This window comes from Streptomyces liliifuscus (assembly GCF_016598615.1).
Lineage (GTDB): Bacteria > Actinomycetota > Actinomycetes > Streptomycetales > Streptomycetaceae > Streptomyces > Streptomyces liliifuscus.
The window spans coordinates 443,361-458,831 of record NZ_CP066831.1; the positions used below are offsets into that span (position 1 = coordinate 443,361).

General features: G+C 68.7%; 11 protein-coding genes. 2 read left to right on the plus strand and 9 right to left on the minus strand.

The annotated features are described in order from the left end of the window. Window positions 1–90 precede the first annotated feature (90 nt). Window positions 91–1,260 (plus strand): epoxide hydrolase family protein, encoded by a 1,170-nt coding sequence (locus JEQ17_RS01960; RefSeq protein ID WP_200393529.1) that lies wholly within the window; start codon window positions 91–93, stop codon window positions 1,258–1,260. A 509-nt stretch (window positions 1,261–1,769) separates the two neighbouring features. Here the strand turns inward: JEQ17_RS01960 and JEQ17_RS01965 are convergent. From JEQ17_RS01965 to JEQ17_RS01985, 5 genes are all read right to left on the minus strand, one after another. Further along, window positions 1,770–2,555 (minus strand): sulfite exporter TauE/SafE family protein, encoded by a 786-nt coding sequence (locus JEQ17_RS01965; protein WP_200393530.1) that lies wholly within the window; start codon window positions 2,553–2,555, stop codon window positions 1,770–1,772. 327 nt (window positions 2,556–2,882) lie between these two features. After that, complete coding sequence (locus JEQ17_RS01970; protein ID WP_200393531.1) at window positions 2,883–4,343, minus strand: GH1 family beta-glucosidase; 1,461 nt, start codon at window positions 4,341–4,343, stop codon at window positions 2,883–2,885. Between the two features lie 91 nt (window positions 4,344–4,434). Beyond that, complete coding sequence (locus JEQ17_RS01975) at window positions 4,435–5,376, minus strand: carbohydrate ABC transporter permease (RefSeq protein ID WP_200393532.1); 942 nt, start codon at window positions 5,374–5,376, stop codon at window positions 4,435–4,437. A 13-nt stretch (window positions 5,377–5,389) separates the two neighbouring features. Next, complete coding sequence (locus tag JEQ17_RS01980) at window positions 5,390–6,385, minus strand: carbohydrate ABC transporter permease (RefSeq protein ID WP_200393533.1); 996 nt, start codon at window positions 6,383–6,385, stop codon at window positions 5,390–5,392. A 110-nt stretch (window positions 6,386–6,495) separates the two neighbouring features. Continuing rightward, window positions 6,496–7,809 (minus strand): extracellular solute-binding protein, encoded by a 1,314-nt coding sequence (locus JEQ17_RS01985; RefSeq protein ID WP_200393534.1) that lies wholly within the window; start codon window positions 7,807–7,809, stop codon window positions 6,496–6,498. Between the two features lie 285 nt (window positions 7,810–8,094). Here JEQ17_RS01985 and JEQ17_RS01990 point away from each other — a divergent pair, with 285 nt between their 5' ends. Then, entirely contained in the window at window positions 8,095–9,111 is a 1,017-nt protein-coding gene (locus JEQ17_RS01990) for a LacI family DNA-binding transcriptional regulator (RefSeq protein ID WP_200393535.1), read from the plus strand. A 138-nt stretch (window positions 9,112–9,249) separates the two neighbouring features. Here the strand turns inward: JEQ17_RS01990 and JEQ17_RS01995 are convergent, their stop codons facing one another. The 4 genes from JEQ17_RS01995 to JEQ17_RS02010 are packed head-to-tail and all read right to left on the minus strand — an operon-like array spanning window position 9,250 to window position 15,136. Further along, the gene (locus JEQ17_RS01995) at window positions 9,250–10,788 is read right to left on the minus strand and encodes a sensor histidine kinase (RefSeq protein WP_200393536.1); all 1,539 of its coding nucleotides are present in this window, start codon (window positions 10,786–10,788) and stop codon (window positions 9,250–9,252) included. Further along, a complete protein-coding gene (locus JEQ17_RS02000; protein ID WP_200393537.1) occupies window positions 10,785–11,528 on the minus strand; it encodes a response regulator transcription factor in 744 nt (247 codons plus the stop codon). The genes JEQ17_RS01995 and JEQ17_RS02000 overlap by 4 nt, the downstream gene beginning before the upstream one ends. Window positions 11,529–11,567: 39 nt before the next feature. Beyond that, entirely contained in the window at window positions 11,568–13,829 is a 2,262-nt protein-coding gene (locus JEQ17_RS02005; protein ID WP_200393538.1) for an ArnT family glycosyltransferase, read from the minus strand. A 17-nt stretch (window positions 13,830–13,846) separates the two neighbouring features. Continuing rightward, entirely contained in the window at window positions 13,847–15,136 is a 1,290-nt protein-coding gene (locus JEQ17_RS02010; RefSeq protein WP_200393539.1) for a bifunctional glycosyltransferase family 2/GtrA family protein, read from the minus strand. Window positions 15,137–15,471: the final 335 nt, after the last annotated feature.

Here is a 15,471-nt window from a genome sequence, read left to right on the forward strand (position 1 = left end):
CCGGTTGCAGCACGGCTCGTAGCACTGCTAGAACCGTCTTAGCCGGTTCACGATGGTCCGCAGCCGGTTCCACGACGGCCAGGAGGTCTCATGTCCCGTCCGACCAGCGACGTACAAGCGTTTGAAGCCCACGCAGCCGACGCCGATCTCGACGATCTGCGCGCGCGACTGGCCGCGGCGCGACTGCCGGAGGCCGAGACGGTCCATCGCGCCGCGTCCGGCCCTCACCGATGGGAACAGGGCGTTCCGCTCTCCGACCTCGTCGATGTCGTGAACTACTGGCGCACCGGGTACAACTGGCGGTCGTTCGAGGAGCGTCTCAACCGGATCGGCCAGTTCCGCACGACCATCGATGATCTGGGAATCCACTTCCTGCACCGCCGATCCACGCGCGCCGATGCCACGCCCCTGCTCTTGACGCACGGCTGGCCGGACAGCATTGCCCGGTTCATCGATGTGGTGGACGAGCTGGCAGATCCGAAAGACGCGGACGCGCCGGCGTTCCACGTCGTGGTCCCGTCGCTGCCAGGCTTTGGTTACAGCGACAAGCCGGCCACCACCGGGTGGGGAACCGAGAAGATCGCGGCCGCGTGGGTGGAACTCATGGGAAGGCTGGGCTACAGCAAATTCGCAGCCCACGGCGGCGACTGGGGAGGCAACATCACCACGGTGCTCGGCGGCAGGTTCCCGGCGCACGTGCTCGGCATCCACACCACGTTCGCGGAGGCACCACCCGGATTGACAACGGACGGGCTGACGGCGGAAGAGCGCGAATGGACCGAGGAAACCAGCGATTTCTGGCGCCATCGCGCAGCGTACGCGAAGCAGCAGGCGACCCGACCGCAGACCATCGGCTACTCGCTCGTCGACTCACCGGTCGGGCTTCTTGCCTGGATCCTTGACAAGTTCGCCGAGTGGTCGGACACCGAGGACAGCCCGTTCGAGACCATCTCCATGGACCGCGTTCTCGACGACGTCACCCTGTACTGGCTGACGCGGACCGGCGCATCGGCGGCCCGCATCTACTACGAAAGTCACAACTCGCTCGATCCCGACCTCCGGGTCGACGTCCCGTCAGCACTCACCATGTATCCCCGCGACACCGAGAAGTGCCCGCGGCCCTGGGCGCAGGAGCGGTACCGACAGATCGTCCGATGGAGGGCACCCGAGAACGGAGGACATTTCCCATCGCTGGAAGTACCTGAGTATTTCGTCAAAGACCTGCAAGAGGGCCTCGCGGCAGTGCTGTCACAGCCCTGACCGCCACACCGCTTCGCCACATACGCTCCGGCCGCTGGACCCAGACCACGACCGCGGGCCGGGTTCATGGACGTACACCCGCAGCGGTCTGCCGTTCCTGCCGACCAGATGTCGAACCGGGGTGTGGGCGCGAGACCTGAGGCCCCGGCCGAGCAGCGTCACCGAGGGAGCAGGCTGGGCCGAGGCCTCAACTTCCACGCCTGCTCGCAGAGTTCGGCCCGCAGTATCCCCGCGTCCGCAAGGCAGTCACCTCCCAGAGCGACCTCCGAAGTCAGGTATCGGCCCCACGAGCGCACCTGCACGGGGAGCCTGTGTGCTGGGTCCGTCCAACGCCCCCGCCAGCAGCGGTGCCTCCTCAGCATCGCACCCTTCGCGCATTTGTTGGGCATTGGCCTCAGGAGTGGAACCCGACTGAGCCGCACGGCTGTCCCGTACCAGCGAACGTAGAGCGTGTGCCGCCGATGCTTGACGATTGACCGTTTCGTGACAACGAGGATTGATCCGGCAGGTCAGTGCAATGCGTTGAACGCGTAGAGGGCGCCGAGTGCGGCAGCCAGGGTGCCGAGCAGCAGGCGGAGGAAGGTCTCGGGCATGCATGGCTGGAGGCGTGCTCCGAGGTAGCCGCCGATGAGACCGCCCAGTCCGCAAGCCAGGCCGAGAGACCAGTCGGGGGCGATGCTGCCGCTGCGGACCAGGGACAGCAGAGCGTAGGTGGACGCACCGACCACCGAAGTGGCGAAGGTGGAGGCGAGCGCGGCAGGGGCGACCTTGGAAACGGGAACACCTCGGCCGACGAGAACGGGGCCGAGGATCGAGCCGCCGCCGATGCCGTAGATGCCGCCCACGACCCCGACGACGAGCGCCAGGCCGGTGACCGTCCGGGGCGCAGGCTCAGGGCGTCGTGTCTCCGGGAGTGCGGGGCGAAGGGTCCGGGTGATGAGCCACAGACCGAGCGGCAACATCAGAGTGGCGACCAGCAGCCGAAAGACCATCGGGCCCGGAAGGGCGAACACGCGGATCACCGCTCCGAGGACCACACCGGGCAGGGTGCCCAGCACCATACGGCGCACGAGCGGGCCCTTCAGGGTGCCATCGCGTCGGTAGCGCAGCAGGGCGCCGGGCCCTGCAACCACGTTGTAGAGCAGGTTCGTGGGCGTAACGGCCGGGTTGGGCACGGCGAAGACGCTGAGCTGCACGGGGAGCAGGAACACTGCTCCGGACACTCCGACCGGCGCGGTCACCACGGCTATCAGCATCCCGACCGCAAGACCGGCGGCTCCCAACCCCCACTCCATCCGATGCCCCCGCGTTGTCTGAGCCCGTCCCGCTTCGACCTCTCCGCGACAGCGTAGATCGCTCGCGTCTCCCCCTGGCACGCTCACGACCTGGGTGACCAATGATCGATGACAGGCTCATCCCTCGCGGTCCTCAACCCACGGACCTGAGAACCCACCCATGACACCGGGCGGATACTCCATGAGCGTCCGCCCGGTGTCGTCAGACGAAGACCCCCGCCGCTTCACGCGAAGGACCCACAAGGAAAGAGAAGGACGAACCGCCCTGCAACACCACTGGACCGTGATCCGCCGATCCCCGGCCGTGCTTCGACGTCACACGCGAGCTCACCGACTCTGACCGTCCCGATCCGGCAACGTGCCGGTGCGGGCCACGTCGGCATACCACCGTGCGCTGGTCTTGGGGATGCGCCTACCGGTCGGGTAATCGACGTAGACGGCGCCGAAGCGCTTGCTGTAGCCATAACCCCATTCGAAGTTGTCCAGCAGGGACCACAGGAAGTAGCCCCGTACATCGACGCCGGCCACGATCGCCCGCTGCACGGCCGACAGGTGGCCGTGCAGGTAGGCGATGCGTTCCGGGTCGCTCACCTCGCCCTCCGGGTTGACGTAGTCGTCGAACGCGGCCCCGTTCTCGGTGATCATCAAAGGCATCGCGGGGAACTCTGCCTTCAGCCGCATCAGCAGGTCGTACAGACCGCTGGGGTCGACCGCCCAGCCCATCGCGGTGGTGCTGCCCTCGGGGCGGTGGAAGGCGACCCGGTCCGCGCCCGGCCAGGGGCTGTGCTCGCTCGCCCCGTGACCGTCGGAGCCGTGGCTCGCCTCGCCGGTGGCGGCCGACACGAGTGTGGGCGTGTAGTAGTTGACGCCCAGGAAGTCCAGCGGCTGGTGGATCGTGGCGAGGTCGCCGTCCTGCACGAAGGACCAGTCGGTCAGGCCGGCCGTGTCCTGGAGGAGATCCTGCGGGTACGCGCCCTCCAGCAGAGGGCCGGTGAAGACACGGTTGGCCAGCGCGTCGATCCGGCGGACCGCGTCCAGGTCCTCGGCGGCCTCGGTCAGGGCTCGGACGTGGTGGATGTTGAGCGTGATGGACGTCCGCGCGCGGGAGGGCAGTTCGGCGCGCAGTGCCTGAACGGCCTTGCCGTGGGCGAGGTTGAGATGGTGCGCCGCGCGCAGGGCCGCGACCGGTTCGGTGCGCCCGGGGGCGTGGACACCGGAGCCGTATCCGAGAAATGCACTGCACCAGGGCTCGTTGAGGGTCGTCCAGGTCTTCACCCGGTCCCCCAGTGCACGGGCCGCCAGGGTCGCGTAGTCGGCGAACCGGTCGCTGGTGACACGCTCCGGCCAGCCGCCCGCGTCCTCCAGTTCCTGCGGCAGGTCCCAGTGGTAGAGCGTGACGACCGGTTCGATGCCCTTCTCCAGCAGGGCATCGGTCAGGGCCCGGTAGAAGTCGAGGCCTTTCTGTACGGCCGGGCCGCGGCCGGTCGGCTGCACCCGCGGCCACGACAGGGAGAACCGGTACGCGCTCACGCCGAGGTCGGCCATGATCGCGACGTCCTCACGCCAGCGGTGGTAGTGGTCGGTGGCCACGTCACCGGTGTCGCCGTTGCGCACCCTGCCGGGCGTGTGCGAGTAGGTGTCCCAGATGGAAGGGGTGCGTCCGTCGACGGAGGCGGCACCCTCGATCTGGTACGCGGCGGTCGCCGTGCCCCAGGTGAATCCCTGAGGGAATCGGATGGAGTCGGTGGTTCCCGGGGCGGGCGCGACACGTCGGGTAACGGTGGTCACGTGAGTCCTTCCAGAGGTACTTCGGGGTGGGAGGGGCGGAGCGGGGTGGCGGGTACCGGAGGGGCGCGGGAGCAGAGGGACAGCGGCGCACTCATCCCTTGACCGCTCCCTGCATGATTCCGCCGACTATCTGACGGCCGAAGACGATGAACATGGCGAGCAGGGGCAGGGTGCCGAGCAGGGCGCCGGCCATGATCAGCGACTGGTCGCGTACGTATCCCGCGCTCAGCTGGGTGAGGGCGACGGGCACCGTCGGGTTGGACATGTCGAGCACGATGAACGGCCAGAAGAAGTCGTTCCAGGCGTGCACGAACGTGATCATGAACAGCACGGCCATGGGCGGCCGGGCGATCGGCAGCACAATGCTCCAGAAGATGCGCAGGGAGTGCGCACCGTCCACGCGTCCGGCCTCGACGAGTTCGTCGGGCAGCGCCTCGCTCAGGTACTGCCGCATGAAGAAGACGCCGACGGCGCTGACGAGCGTGGGGAAGATGACGGCGGGCAGCTGCTGGCCCCAGCCCAGGTCCGTCATCATCATGAACAGCGGTACGACGCCGAGTTGAGGCGGCACCAGCATCGTGCCGATCACGAGCATGAGCAGGATGTTGCGGCCCGTGAAGCGGAGTTTCGCGAAGGCGAAGCCGGCAAGGGTGGCGAACAGCACCGTGGACAGGGCGATCACACCGGCCACGATCAGGCTGTTGAGCATGGCCTTGCCCAGCGCGGCGTCCTGCCAGGCCTTGCCGAGGTTGTCCAGGAGGTGGGGTCCGGGCAGGAACGGCGGAGGCGTCTGGGTGACGCGCGTGTTGTCGCTCGACGCCGCCACCATCGTCCAGTACAGCGGGAAGAGCGAGAACAGTGCCGCGATCCCCAGCAGGATGTAGGCGACGGGGCCCGCGTGGTGCTGGCGTCCGGCACCCGGGTGCCGGAACAGCTGTCGGCTCCGGCCGCCGGGCGGGGCGCTCTTCCCTGTCTTCCGCGCGCTCTCGGGGCGTGCGTCCGCCGTCTGGACCGGGATGCTGTCTGTGGTCATGGGTATCTCCCGGTCAGGCCTTGCGCGCCAGGACGCGCTTGACGACTCGTTGGACGACGAAGAGGACGATGAGCAGCAGGAACATCGCCCAGGCGACCGTGGCGGCCCGGCCCATCTGATAGTTCTTCCAGCCCTCCTCGTACAGCAGCAGTCCCAGCGTCTGGTATTGGTTGTCCGCTCCCCCGGTGATGCCGTTCGGGCCCTGACCGAAGATCAGGGGCTCGCCGAAGAGCTGGGTGGCGCCGATCGTCGACAGGACGATGGTGAACACGATGGTGGAGCGGATGCCGGGAATGGTCACCGTCAGGAACTGTTGCCACCGCGAGGCGCCGTCGATGGCCGCGGCTTCATAGCGGTCGCGTGGGATCGCCTGCATCGCCGCGAGGTAGAGCAGGGCGTTGTAGCCGGTCCAGCGCCAGATGACGATCGTGGAAATGGCCGCCTGCGCGGCCCACTTGTTGTTCTCCCAGTCGACGTTGTCGACGCCGACCATGCTCAACATCCAGTTGATCATGCCGAAGTCGCGCTCGAAGAGCATCGTGAACACCAGGGCCGCGGCACCCACCGACGTGGCGTACGGCGTGAGTGCGGCGACGCGGAAGAACGTCGAGCCACGCAGCCGGTAGTTGAGCAGGTGTGCCAGCCCGAGCGCCATCAACAGCTGCGGCACGGTCGACAGGACACCGATGGTGAACGTGTTGAGCAGTGCGTTCCAGAAGCGGTCGTCGTCCCACAGGGCCGTGTAGTTGTCGAAGCCGACCCACTCCATGAGGTTCAGGGTCGACAGTTCGACGCGGTGCAGGGAGATCCACGAGGTGTAGATGAGCGGGTAGAAGCTGAAGGCGGCGAAGACGACGAAGAACGGGGCGACGAAGGCGTACGGGGCGCCGCGCACGTCGAGACGGTGCAGCAGCGCACTGCGCCGCTGACGCTCCGCGCCGGTGCCGGACCCGGCCGGCGGGGCGGCGCCGGGCGCACCGTCTGGGGTTGTCGGGGTGGAGATGGCCACCGGAAGGCGTCCTTCCTGGAGGGTGACGGGGAGGGCAGGGGCCCGGCGGCCCACTTGGGGCCGTGCGTGGGACGCCGGGCTGCTGCGGAGGTGGGCGACGGGGCCCGAGGTCAGCCGGCGGCCTTCTCGATGCGCTTGTCCGTGGTCTTCCATGCCTCGTTCGGGCTCTTGTTCTGCGCCTCGATCAAGGTCAGGCCCTGCGAGAAGATGTCCTTGATGGTGCCGTCCTTGCGGCCGAGCACCTGCTCATCGGGGATCTCCTTGGCCGCGGCGCTGAAGATCTTCCCGATGGGTGCGCCGCTGAAGTAGTCGGACTCGGCGTCGACCACTTCGGGCATCCCCAGCGCGGTCTGCGACGAGGGGAAGTTGCCGATCTCCTTGAAGAGGTAGGCCTGCTGCTCAGGGGCGGTGAGCCAGGCGACGAGCTCCTGCGCCTCCTTCTTCACAGGACTCTTCTCCATCACGCCGAGGAACGCTCCGCCCCAGTTGGCGCCCTTCGGCGCCTTGGCGACATCCCACTTGCCCTTGTTCTTGGGGCCCGCCTTCTCGCTGATGTGCGCCAGCATCCACGCCGGGCAGACGGTGCTGGCGAAGGTGCTGTTGGCCAGACCGGGGTCCCAGCCGGGCTGGAACTGGCGGAGCTTGGCGGTCAGATCGGACGTGGCCGCCTCGGAGGCCAGCTTCCACGCGTCCTTCACAACAGGGTTGGTGGCGTAGATGAGCTCGCCGTCCTTGTCGTAGAACTGCTGGGAGTTGCCGTAGATCATGGCGTTGAACAGCCCGCTGGAGCTGTCCATGAAGGCGACCTTGTCGTCCTTCGACTTCTGCTTGAACCGCTTGCCCGCGTCGACGTACTTCGACCAGTCGCCCTCCCACAGCTTGGCGACCTCGTCGCGGTCGGTGGGCAGGCCGGCCTGCTCGAAAAGGTCCTTGCGGTAACAGACCGCCATCGGACCGATGTCGGTCCCCAGGCCGATGACCTTCTTGTCCGCGGTGGTGACCTGGCTCTGCTTCCACGGCAGGAAGTGGTCCGTCCCGGCCACGCCGGCCAGATCGACGAACTTGTCCTTCTGCGTGTCCGACAGTTCCTTGGCCCGACCAATTTCTATGCCCTGGATGTCCTTCAGCCCGCTGCCTGCGGCCAAGTGGGTCTGCAGGGCGGTGTAGTAGGTCTGTTCGTCACCCGCGACGTCCGCCTTGATGACGACGTTCGGGTGCTCCTTCATGTACTTGTCGAGCAGACCGGTCTCCTTGAAGCCCATGACGCCGAACAGCCCCATGGTGATGGTGACCTTGCCGTCCTTCTTCCCGCCACCGGTCCCCCCGCTGTCACTGCCTCCACAGCCCACGACCAGGCCGAGAGCCGACACAGCCGATACGGCGGCCACGGCTCGTGTACGCAACTTCCTTCGGGCCTTGCCCATTCAGTCCTCCTAGCGGCGGCGCTGACGCACCGGAGTTCGAGCCCCACGGTCCGCTCCGTAGATCCCGATTTGTCCAAGTGGGTACGTTCCCAAATCACAATGGGAACGTGCCCACTCAGAGGCCCGAAGCGTGGCCGCCGCAAAAGGCTCCTGTCAAGAAGTTGAAGCAACTTCGTTGCCGGAAGATGTCGCACCCATGCGCCCGGACCCGACTGACGCTCTTGGCGGGTCTGGCACAATGCGCTGGTGGAAGCCGTTCGGGCGCCGCGCAAGCGAGGAGGCGACATGGGGGGCAGCCAACGCCCGACCATCAAGACCGTGGCCGCGCGCGCCGGGGTCGGACGTACCACGGTTTCACGAGTCATCAACGGCTCGGAACTCGTCAGCGACAAGGCCAAGGCCGCCGTGCTCGCCGCCATCGCCGAACTCAACTACGTTCCGAACTCGGTGGCCCGGGGGCTCGTGACGAGCCGGACGAACTCGGTGGCCCTCGTGATCCCCGAGTCGGAGAGCAGACTGGGCTCCGAGCCCTACTTCTCGGCGGTCATCCGCGGAGTCAGCACCGCTCTCGCCAAGACCCGCACACAGCTCCAACTGGTCCTCGTACGCGACCAGGCCGAGCGGGACCAGCTCACCGAGTCGGTGGCGGAGCGGCGGGTCGACGGAGTACTCCTGGTCTCGGTGCACGAGCACGACCCGCTGCCCGGTCTGCTGGAGGACATGGGTCTGCCCACGGTGCTCGCCGGGCGCCGCTCCCCCGCCGAGTCGCTCAGCCATGTGCACTCCGACAACGCGGGCGGAGCCGCTGCGGCCGTCAGGCACCTCCTCGCTCGCGGGCGGCGGACCATCGCCACGATCAGCGGCCCCCTCGACATGGACGTGGCGCGCAGCCGACTCCAGGGATGGCGCGAGGCCCTTGAGAAGGCGGGCCACGAAGCCACGGAGCACCTCGTGGTCTCGGCCGACTTCACCGAGGAGGGCGGCGAGACCGCGATGCGTTCACTCCTTGAACAACTCCCCACGCTCGACGCCGTGTTCGTCGCCTCGGACGTCATGGCAGCGGGGGCGCTCGCGGAGTTGCGCAGGCAGGGGCGCAGCGTCCCCGGCGATGTGGCGGTGGTCGGATTCGACGACTCCATCATCGCCCGGCACAGCAACCCGCCCCTCACCAGCGTGCGTCAGCCCATCGAGGAGATCGGCAACACGATCGCCCGCATCCTCCTGGAAGAGATCAGCAACCCCGAGGAACCGCGTCAGCACGTCGTTCTTCCTACCGAACTCGTGGTGCGCGAATCGTCGTGAAACCGCCGCGCGCCGGCAGGATCGAGACCCGACGGAGCACCGATGAGTGACCACTCCAACTGGGCTTGTGCACGGCGAAGTTCGAACCCTGCGCGGGCGATCCCGGTACCCGAGCGCCGCGCAGCCGTACGCACGGAATCAGCGAGGTTCCTGGCCCGAGTCGGCTGCGGGCAGGACCAGGCGGAAGGTGCAGCCACGGCCGGGGGTCGTATCGAGTTCGAGACGGCCGCCGTGGCCCTCGGCGATGGTCGAGGCGATGGCGAGTCCGAGGCCGCTGCCGCCGTGGAGGCGGGAGCGGGCGGGGTCGGCGCGGTAGAAGCGCTCGAAGACGAGCTCGGCGTCGACGGGTCCGAGGCCCGGCCCTTCGTCCGCCACCTCGATCACGCTGATCGGCAGGCGCTCCGGCAGCGGCGGTGACGCGGTGAAACGTCCGGGCCGGTCCGTGCCACCCGTTCCGTGACCCGCCTCCGTCGTGCCGACGCGGACGTGGACGCACGTGCCCGGCGGCGTGTGGACGCGGACGTTGGACAGCAGATTCTCGAGGATCTGCCGCAGCCGGTGCGGGTCGCCGACGGTCTCCGCAACGTCGAGTTCCTCGGCTCCGGTGGGATCGGCCGCCGTGTGCAGCGGGCCGAGGTCGACGGGGTGGGACGCACGGTGGACGGCGCCCGCACTGACGGCGTCCGCCGCCAGGGACAGCAGGTCGACCCGTTCCGTCCGGTAGGAGGGTTCCTTGTCCAGGGTGGCGAGCAGCTGGAGGTCGTCGACGAGCAGGCTCATGCGTTCCGCGTTCTGCGCGATGAACCGGTTGGCCTCCTGCAGTTCCTGCGCCGGGCGTCGCTCGGGGCGCAGTGCGAGTTGGGCGTAGCCCTGGATGGCGGTGAGCGGGGTGCGCAGTTCGTGCCCTGCGTCGGCGACGAACCGACGCAGCCGGGCCTCGGAGGCCTCGCGGGCCAGCAGCGCCTTCTGGAGGCGGTCGAGCATGGAGTTCAGGACCCGGCCCAGCCGTCCGATCTCGGTGCGTGGATCGGTGTCGGGCAACCGCAGGCCGAGCCGGCCCGCGGTGATGTCCTGGGCGGTACTTTCCATTCTGGTCAACGGCAACAGGCCCAACCGGACCACCCACCGGCCCAGCGCGAGCAGGGCACCGACCGTGACGGCAAGCAGGACTGCGTTCAGCCACAAGATCTTCGAGGCGGCGCCGTCGACGGTGTCGAGCGGCAGGGTGACCACCGCGCTCATACCGTCGGGGCCGGGGTTGAGCATCACCCGCCAGCGTCCGTCACCGCTCGTGGCACGCACGGTTTCCGGATGCCCGTCCCGCAGACCGAGGTCCCGCGCCTCATCGGCCAACTGAGGTCCTGGCTTCGATTCGGAGCCGAGGGAGCCGTTCAGACGGTGGCCGGAGGCGTCGTAGAAATAGACGTGGAAATCCGAGGGCAGCACGTCCAGGCGCTCCCCCGGCGCCGGGAGTGTGCCGTCCAGGGCGTCGTAGAACGCCGGTGCCGGTGGGTGGAACTCGACGAGTTGCTCGTCGACACGGTCCAGCAGCCAGGACCGAAGCACTACGTAGCCGATGGCCTGGGAGGCCAGGACCGCCGCGGTGGCGAGGACGGTGACACCCACGACGAGGCGTCGTCTCAGTGATCTGGGCGGCCGGGGCAGCAGATGGGTCACTGCTCCGACGTCCCTGCGTGGTCGCGGGGAAGGCGCAGGCTGTAGCCGACACCGCGCACGGTCTGGATGAGCGGTGGATCGAAGCAGTCGATCTTCTTGCGCAGGTAGCGGACGTACGTCTCGATGATCCGCGCGTCACCGGCGAAGTCGTAGCTCCAGACGTGGTCGAGGATCTGAACCTTGGTCACCACCTGGCCCGCGTTCGCCAGGAGGTAGGCCAAGAGCTTGAACTCGGTCGGTGACAGTGCGACGTACTCCCCCGCCCGGTGCACCTCGTGGGCGCCCTCGTCGAGTTCCAGGTCGGCGTAGCTCAGGACTCTCAGCGAGATCTGGCCTGTGATGGCCGGGGCCGTCCGGCGCAGGACGGCCTCGATGCGCAGCAGCACCTCCTCGATGCTGAAGGGTTTGGAGACGTAGTCGTCTCCGCCGACGCTCAGGCCGCTGATGCGGTCGTCGGTGCTTGTGCGGGCGGTCAGGAACAGGATCGGACAGTCGTTGCCCGCCGCCCGCAGCCTGCGGGTCACCTCGAAGCCGTCCAGGTCGGGCAGCATCACGTCGAGCAGCACCAGGTGCGGTTCCAGGCGTTCGACCTCCAGGAGGGCCGACTGTCCGGTGTCGGTGCTGCTCACCTCGTATCCGGTCAAGCGGAGCGTCGCCTCCAGCAGGGTGCGGATGCTGGGCTCGTCCTCGACCACGAGGAGCCGATGTCGCGGCCTCGCTGCTGCGGGCTGCTCGGTCATGACGTCTGCTGGTCCGTTCTGCCGTCCGGCGGCCTTGGCTTACTTGGCGGCGCAGTCGTAGAGCACGTCGCCTCCCCCGAATCCCATGGCACCGCCGTCGTCCGACTGGGAGGACGTGCCCCCGTACGACGACGCCGGAACCTTCGTGCAGTTGTCGGCGATCCAGTCGGAACGCTGCTCGGTGTATCCGCCGGCCATGGCCGGTCGGCCGCCGCCGTTGGTGTCGGAGCCCAGGATGTAGCGTAGTTCGCCGTTCTTGGTCCACTTCTCCAGCTGGGCCACCGACGGCGCGTTGTCGCTGTTCGTGAAGCCGCCCATGCCGATGACGATCTCGTCGGTCCCCAGGATGAAGGTGCCGGCGGACATGGCGCCGCCCTCGATGGCGAGCTTGATGCGTGCGTCGGGTGCGTGCTTGACGGCGTACTGAAGGATCTTGCGCTGGTCAGCGGTGAGTTCCGCATTGCCACCGAAACCGCCGCGCCCGCTCGGGGCACTTCCCGAGCCGCCGCCCGGAGGTGACTGCGTGTCGCTGTCGTCCGAGCCCGAACCTCCGGGCGCACCGGGCATGCCGTTCGCTCCCTGCGTGGGCATGCCGGAAGGAATCCCGGAAGGCATTCCGCCGGACGAGGGTTCACCGGACTGGTCCGAAGACCCGTCACCGCCGGGGAGGCCCGGCATGTTCGACGGCATCCCGGACGGCATGCCCGACGGAAGGCCTCCGCCGTTCCCACCCTGCCGGGGCATGCCGCCGCCTCCGCCGAAGCCGAGCGTCTGCGGACCGGCCGTCGGGTTGGAGCCGCCCATGCCGGTGGAGCCGGGCACACTGACCGCCCAGGCCCCCGGGGCCACCAGAACGGACGCCACCGCCGCGCCCACGGCGGCCGCCAGCAACCGGCCGTGACGTCGTGAAAGCACCAACAGGACGACGGCAGCGCAGCCCACGAGCAGCACCGGCCACACCAGCCAGCCGTTCCAGTCGGGTTCACGGCGGACCAGCACCACCGCCCAGACCACGCTCACCGCGACCCCGGCCGCGCCGGCCAGTGGAGCCCAGCGCAGCCCGGCACGGTGCACGCGGACCAGGCCGGCCGTCAGCCCGCCGCACAAAGCAGCTATGGCCGGAGCGAGTTGGGTCGTGTAGTACGGATGGAAGATGCCTTCCTGAGTCGAGTACACGGCAGCGCAGACCACCAGCCAGGTTCCCCACAGCAGCCAGCCGGAGGCCGGCAGCAGGGCGGAGGCGGGCAGCTTCCCGCGTCGGTGCAGTACCGCCGAGGTGACGGCGACGGCCAGAGCCAGCGCGCAAAGGGGCAGCAGCCAGCTGATCTGACCGCCCACCTGCGTGTCGAACATCCGGCCAAGGCCGGACTGTCCGCCGAACCCGCCGAATCCACCCCCGCTTCCGCCTCCGCCCCCCATGCCCTGGGGCGTTCCGTCACTGGAGCCGAAGACCCTTCCCAGCCCGTTGTAGCCGATCACGAGGTCCCAGGCCGAGCCGTCCTTGCTCCCGCCGATGTAGGGGCGGTCGCCCGGCCACAGGGCGACCATGGCGACCCACCACAAGGAGGACGCCGCCAGGATGGCTCCCGCGCCCAGCAGACGCCGCACTCGCGGTATCCAGGGGCCGCTTCCTCCCACGAGCCAGGCGACGGCGAACGCGGGGATGACCATCCAGGCGGCGAGCATTTTGGTGAGGAATCCACACCCGATCAGGAAGCCGCTCGCGCACAGCCACCAGGTCGCGGCCCTGCCCTCCTCCTGCAGTGCGCGGGTGAGCGCGTACGCCGCCGACACCAGCAGCAACACCAACAGTGTGTCGGGGTTGTTGTCCCGGTTGATGGCCACGGTGATGGGGGTGAGCGTCAGCACCAGAGCCGCGACCAGGCCCGCGCCCTCCCCCGCCCAACGGCGCACGGTGCGGTGCAGGACGAGGACCGCGGCCACGCCCTCGATCACCTGCGGCAGGAGCAGTGCCCAGCCGTGCATCCCGAAGATCTTGCTGCTGATCACCTGTGGCCACAGTGCGGCCGGCGGCTTGTCGACCGTGATCACGCCCGCCGGATCGAAGGAGCCGAAGAGGAAGTTGGTCCAGCTCGTCCCCATCGACTTCACAGCCGCCGAGTAGTAGCTGTTGCCCCAGCCCAGCGAACCCAGCGCCCATCCGTACAGAACGGCCGCGAGCGCAAGGACGGCGCCGAGTGCCGCGGGTGCGGCCCAGGCGGGCAGCGAGCGGACGGTCGGGCTCGTCCGATCGCGGGTCGGGGCCGCCGATACGGGCTTGAAGTGCGCGTAGTTGCTCATGTCGGAATTCGCTCTCATCAGCGGGTACGGCCACGGGGGTCGGCGAATACGGCCAGCCGCAGCACGGCGAAGCGCACACAGGTGACCGCGACGGACGCGATGGCAAGGACCACGGTCTCCGCGGCCGGTGAGGCCCCGGGATCGAGCCACTTGAACCACAGCACCGCTGCGGAGGTGACCAGGTAGCCGAGGACGAACAAGCCACCGGCACCGAGGTGGGCGCGGGCGGGCAGGGCGGTGGAGTGCCGGAAGGTGAGGCGTCGGTTCGCCTCGGTGTTGAGGACGGTGAGGACGAACAGCGAGACGAGGTTGGCGACGGCCGGGCTCCACCAGCCGCGCAGCAGCCAGTACAGGAGTGCCTGCCCGACCGTGGAGACGAGGCCGATCGCGGTGAAGCAGCCGACCTCCCACGACAGCACACCGCGTCGCGCGACGGGTGCGAGGACGGCGTCGGGATGCTCGGCGGCCGGTCCTGGGCGCGGCCGTACCTCGACCCGGGCACCGCCGGAAGCCTTGAGACGCGCCATGCGCCACAGACCCCGCAGGTCGTCCGTGGCGGTGCTCACCACGTCCACCCGGGTGTCGATGTCCTCGACCCAGTCGACCGGCACCTCGTGGACGCGCAGTCCGTTGTGCTCGGCGAGCAGGAGCAGCTCGGTGTCGAAGAACCATGTGTCGTCGCGAGTCACCTTCAGCAGCGGCCGTAGCACCTCGGTTCGGGCCGCCTTGAACCCGCACTGGGCGTCGGTGAAGCGGACGCCATGGGTGAGCCGGATGATGCCGTTGTAACAGCGGGAGACAAACTCGCGGCGCGGCCCGCGCACCGTGCGCGCGCCGGGTGCCAGCCGGGAGCCGATCGCGAGGTCCGAGTGCCCGCTGGCCAACGGGGCGACCAGCGGAAGCAGTCCATCCAGGCCGGTGGACAGGTCCACGTCCATGTACGCCACGATGTCCGCGTCGCTGGCGCCCCAGACGGTGCGCAGGGCCAGTCCTCGGCCCTTGCGGTCCAGGTGGACCACGCCGACCCCGGGCAGTTCGTCGGCGAGGCGGCGGGCGGTGGCGAGGGTCTCGTCGGTACTGGCGTTGTCGGCGACCGTGATCCGCCAGGGGAAGGGGAATCCCTCGGACAGACGAGCGTGGAGGGTGCGCAGGCACCCGGGCAGGGCGCGCTCCTCGTTGTAGACCGGAACGACGATGTCCACCGTCGCTGTACCGGCGTCCGGGAGTAGCGAACGGTCGACCGGCTGGAATGGGGCCGGCCGCTCCACGCGGGCGGCGATGTCGGTGAGGTGGGGGGTGGGAGTCATGGCTTCCTCAGGCATGAGGGGACGGCAGACTGCGGCTCACGGGCCCTGGTCCAGGGCCGCGGCCTCACTGTTGCCGTCCCGCCTGTGGGGGTGGGGGGAGGATACCGAGAACTGACGGAGAGTCAGATCAATGGCCGAAAGCGCTGCCACCGTTCACTGCCGTCGGCACTGGGCGGGCTGACGCTCCGCCGGCCGCACGTCGACAGAAGGTACTCACCACGGCTCAGAGGATCACCGACCGCCTGACCGCCGTCGGAGACTGACAACGCACCGGTCGTCCCAACCCAAAGGCCGCTCATGGTTCTCAACTCTGCGTCGCCATGCGGCGCAGGACG

What these genes read in the sequence shown, in the direction of transcription:
- JEQ17_RS01960 (WP_200393529.1), top strand. Translation starts at nt 91, where the DNA reads ATGTCCCGTCCGACCAGCGACGTACAAGCGTTTGAAGCCCACGCAGCC.
- JEQ17_RS01965 (WP_200393530.1), bottom strand. Translation starts at nt 2,555, where the DNA reads ATGGAGTGGGGGTTGGGAGCCGCCGGTCTTGCGGTCGGGATGCTGATA.
- JEQ17_RS01975 (WP_200393532.1), bottom strand. Translation starts at nt 5,376, where the DNA reads ATGACCACAGACAGCATCCCGGTCCAGACGGCGGACGCACGCCCCGAG.
- JEQ17_RS01985 (WP_200393534.1), bottom strand. Translation starts at nt 7,809, where the DNA reads ATGGGCAAGGCCCGAAGGAAGTTGCGTACACGAGCCGTGGCCGCCGTA.
- JEQ17_RS01990 (WP_200393535.1), top strand. Translation starts at nt 8,095, where the DNA reads ATGGGGGGCAGCCAACGCCCGACCATCAAGACCGTGGCCGCGCGCGCC.
- JEQ17_RS02000 (WP_200393537.1), bottom strand. Translation starts at nt 11,528, where the DNA reads ATGACCGAGCAGCCCGCAGCAGCGAGGCCGCGACATCGGCTCCTCGTG.
- JEQ17_RS02005 (WP_200393538.1), bottom strand. Translation starts at nt 13,829, where the DNA reads ATGAGCAACTACGCGCACTTCAAGCCCGTATCGGCGGCCCCGACCCGC.
- JEQ17_RS02010 (WP_200393539.1), bottom strand. Translation starts at nt 15,136, where the DNA reads ATGACTCCCACCCCCCACCTCACCGACATCGCCGCCCGCGTGGAGCGG.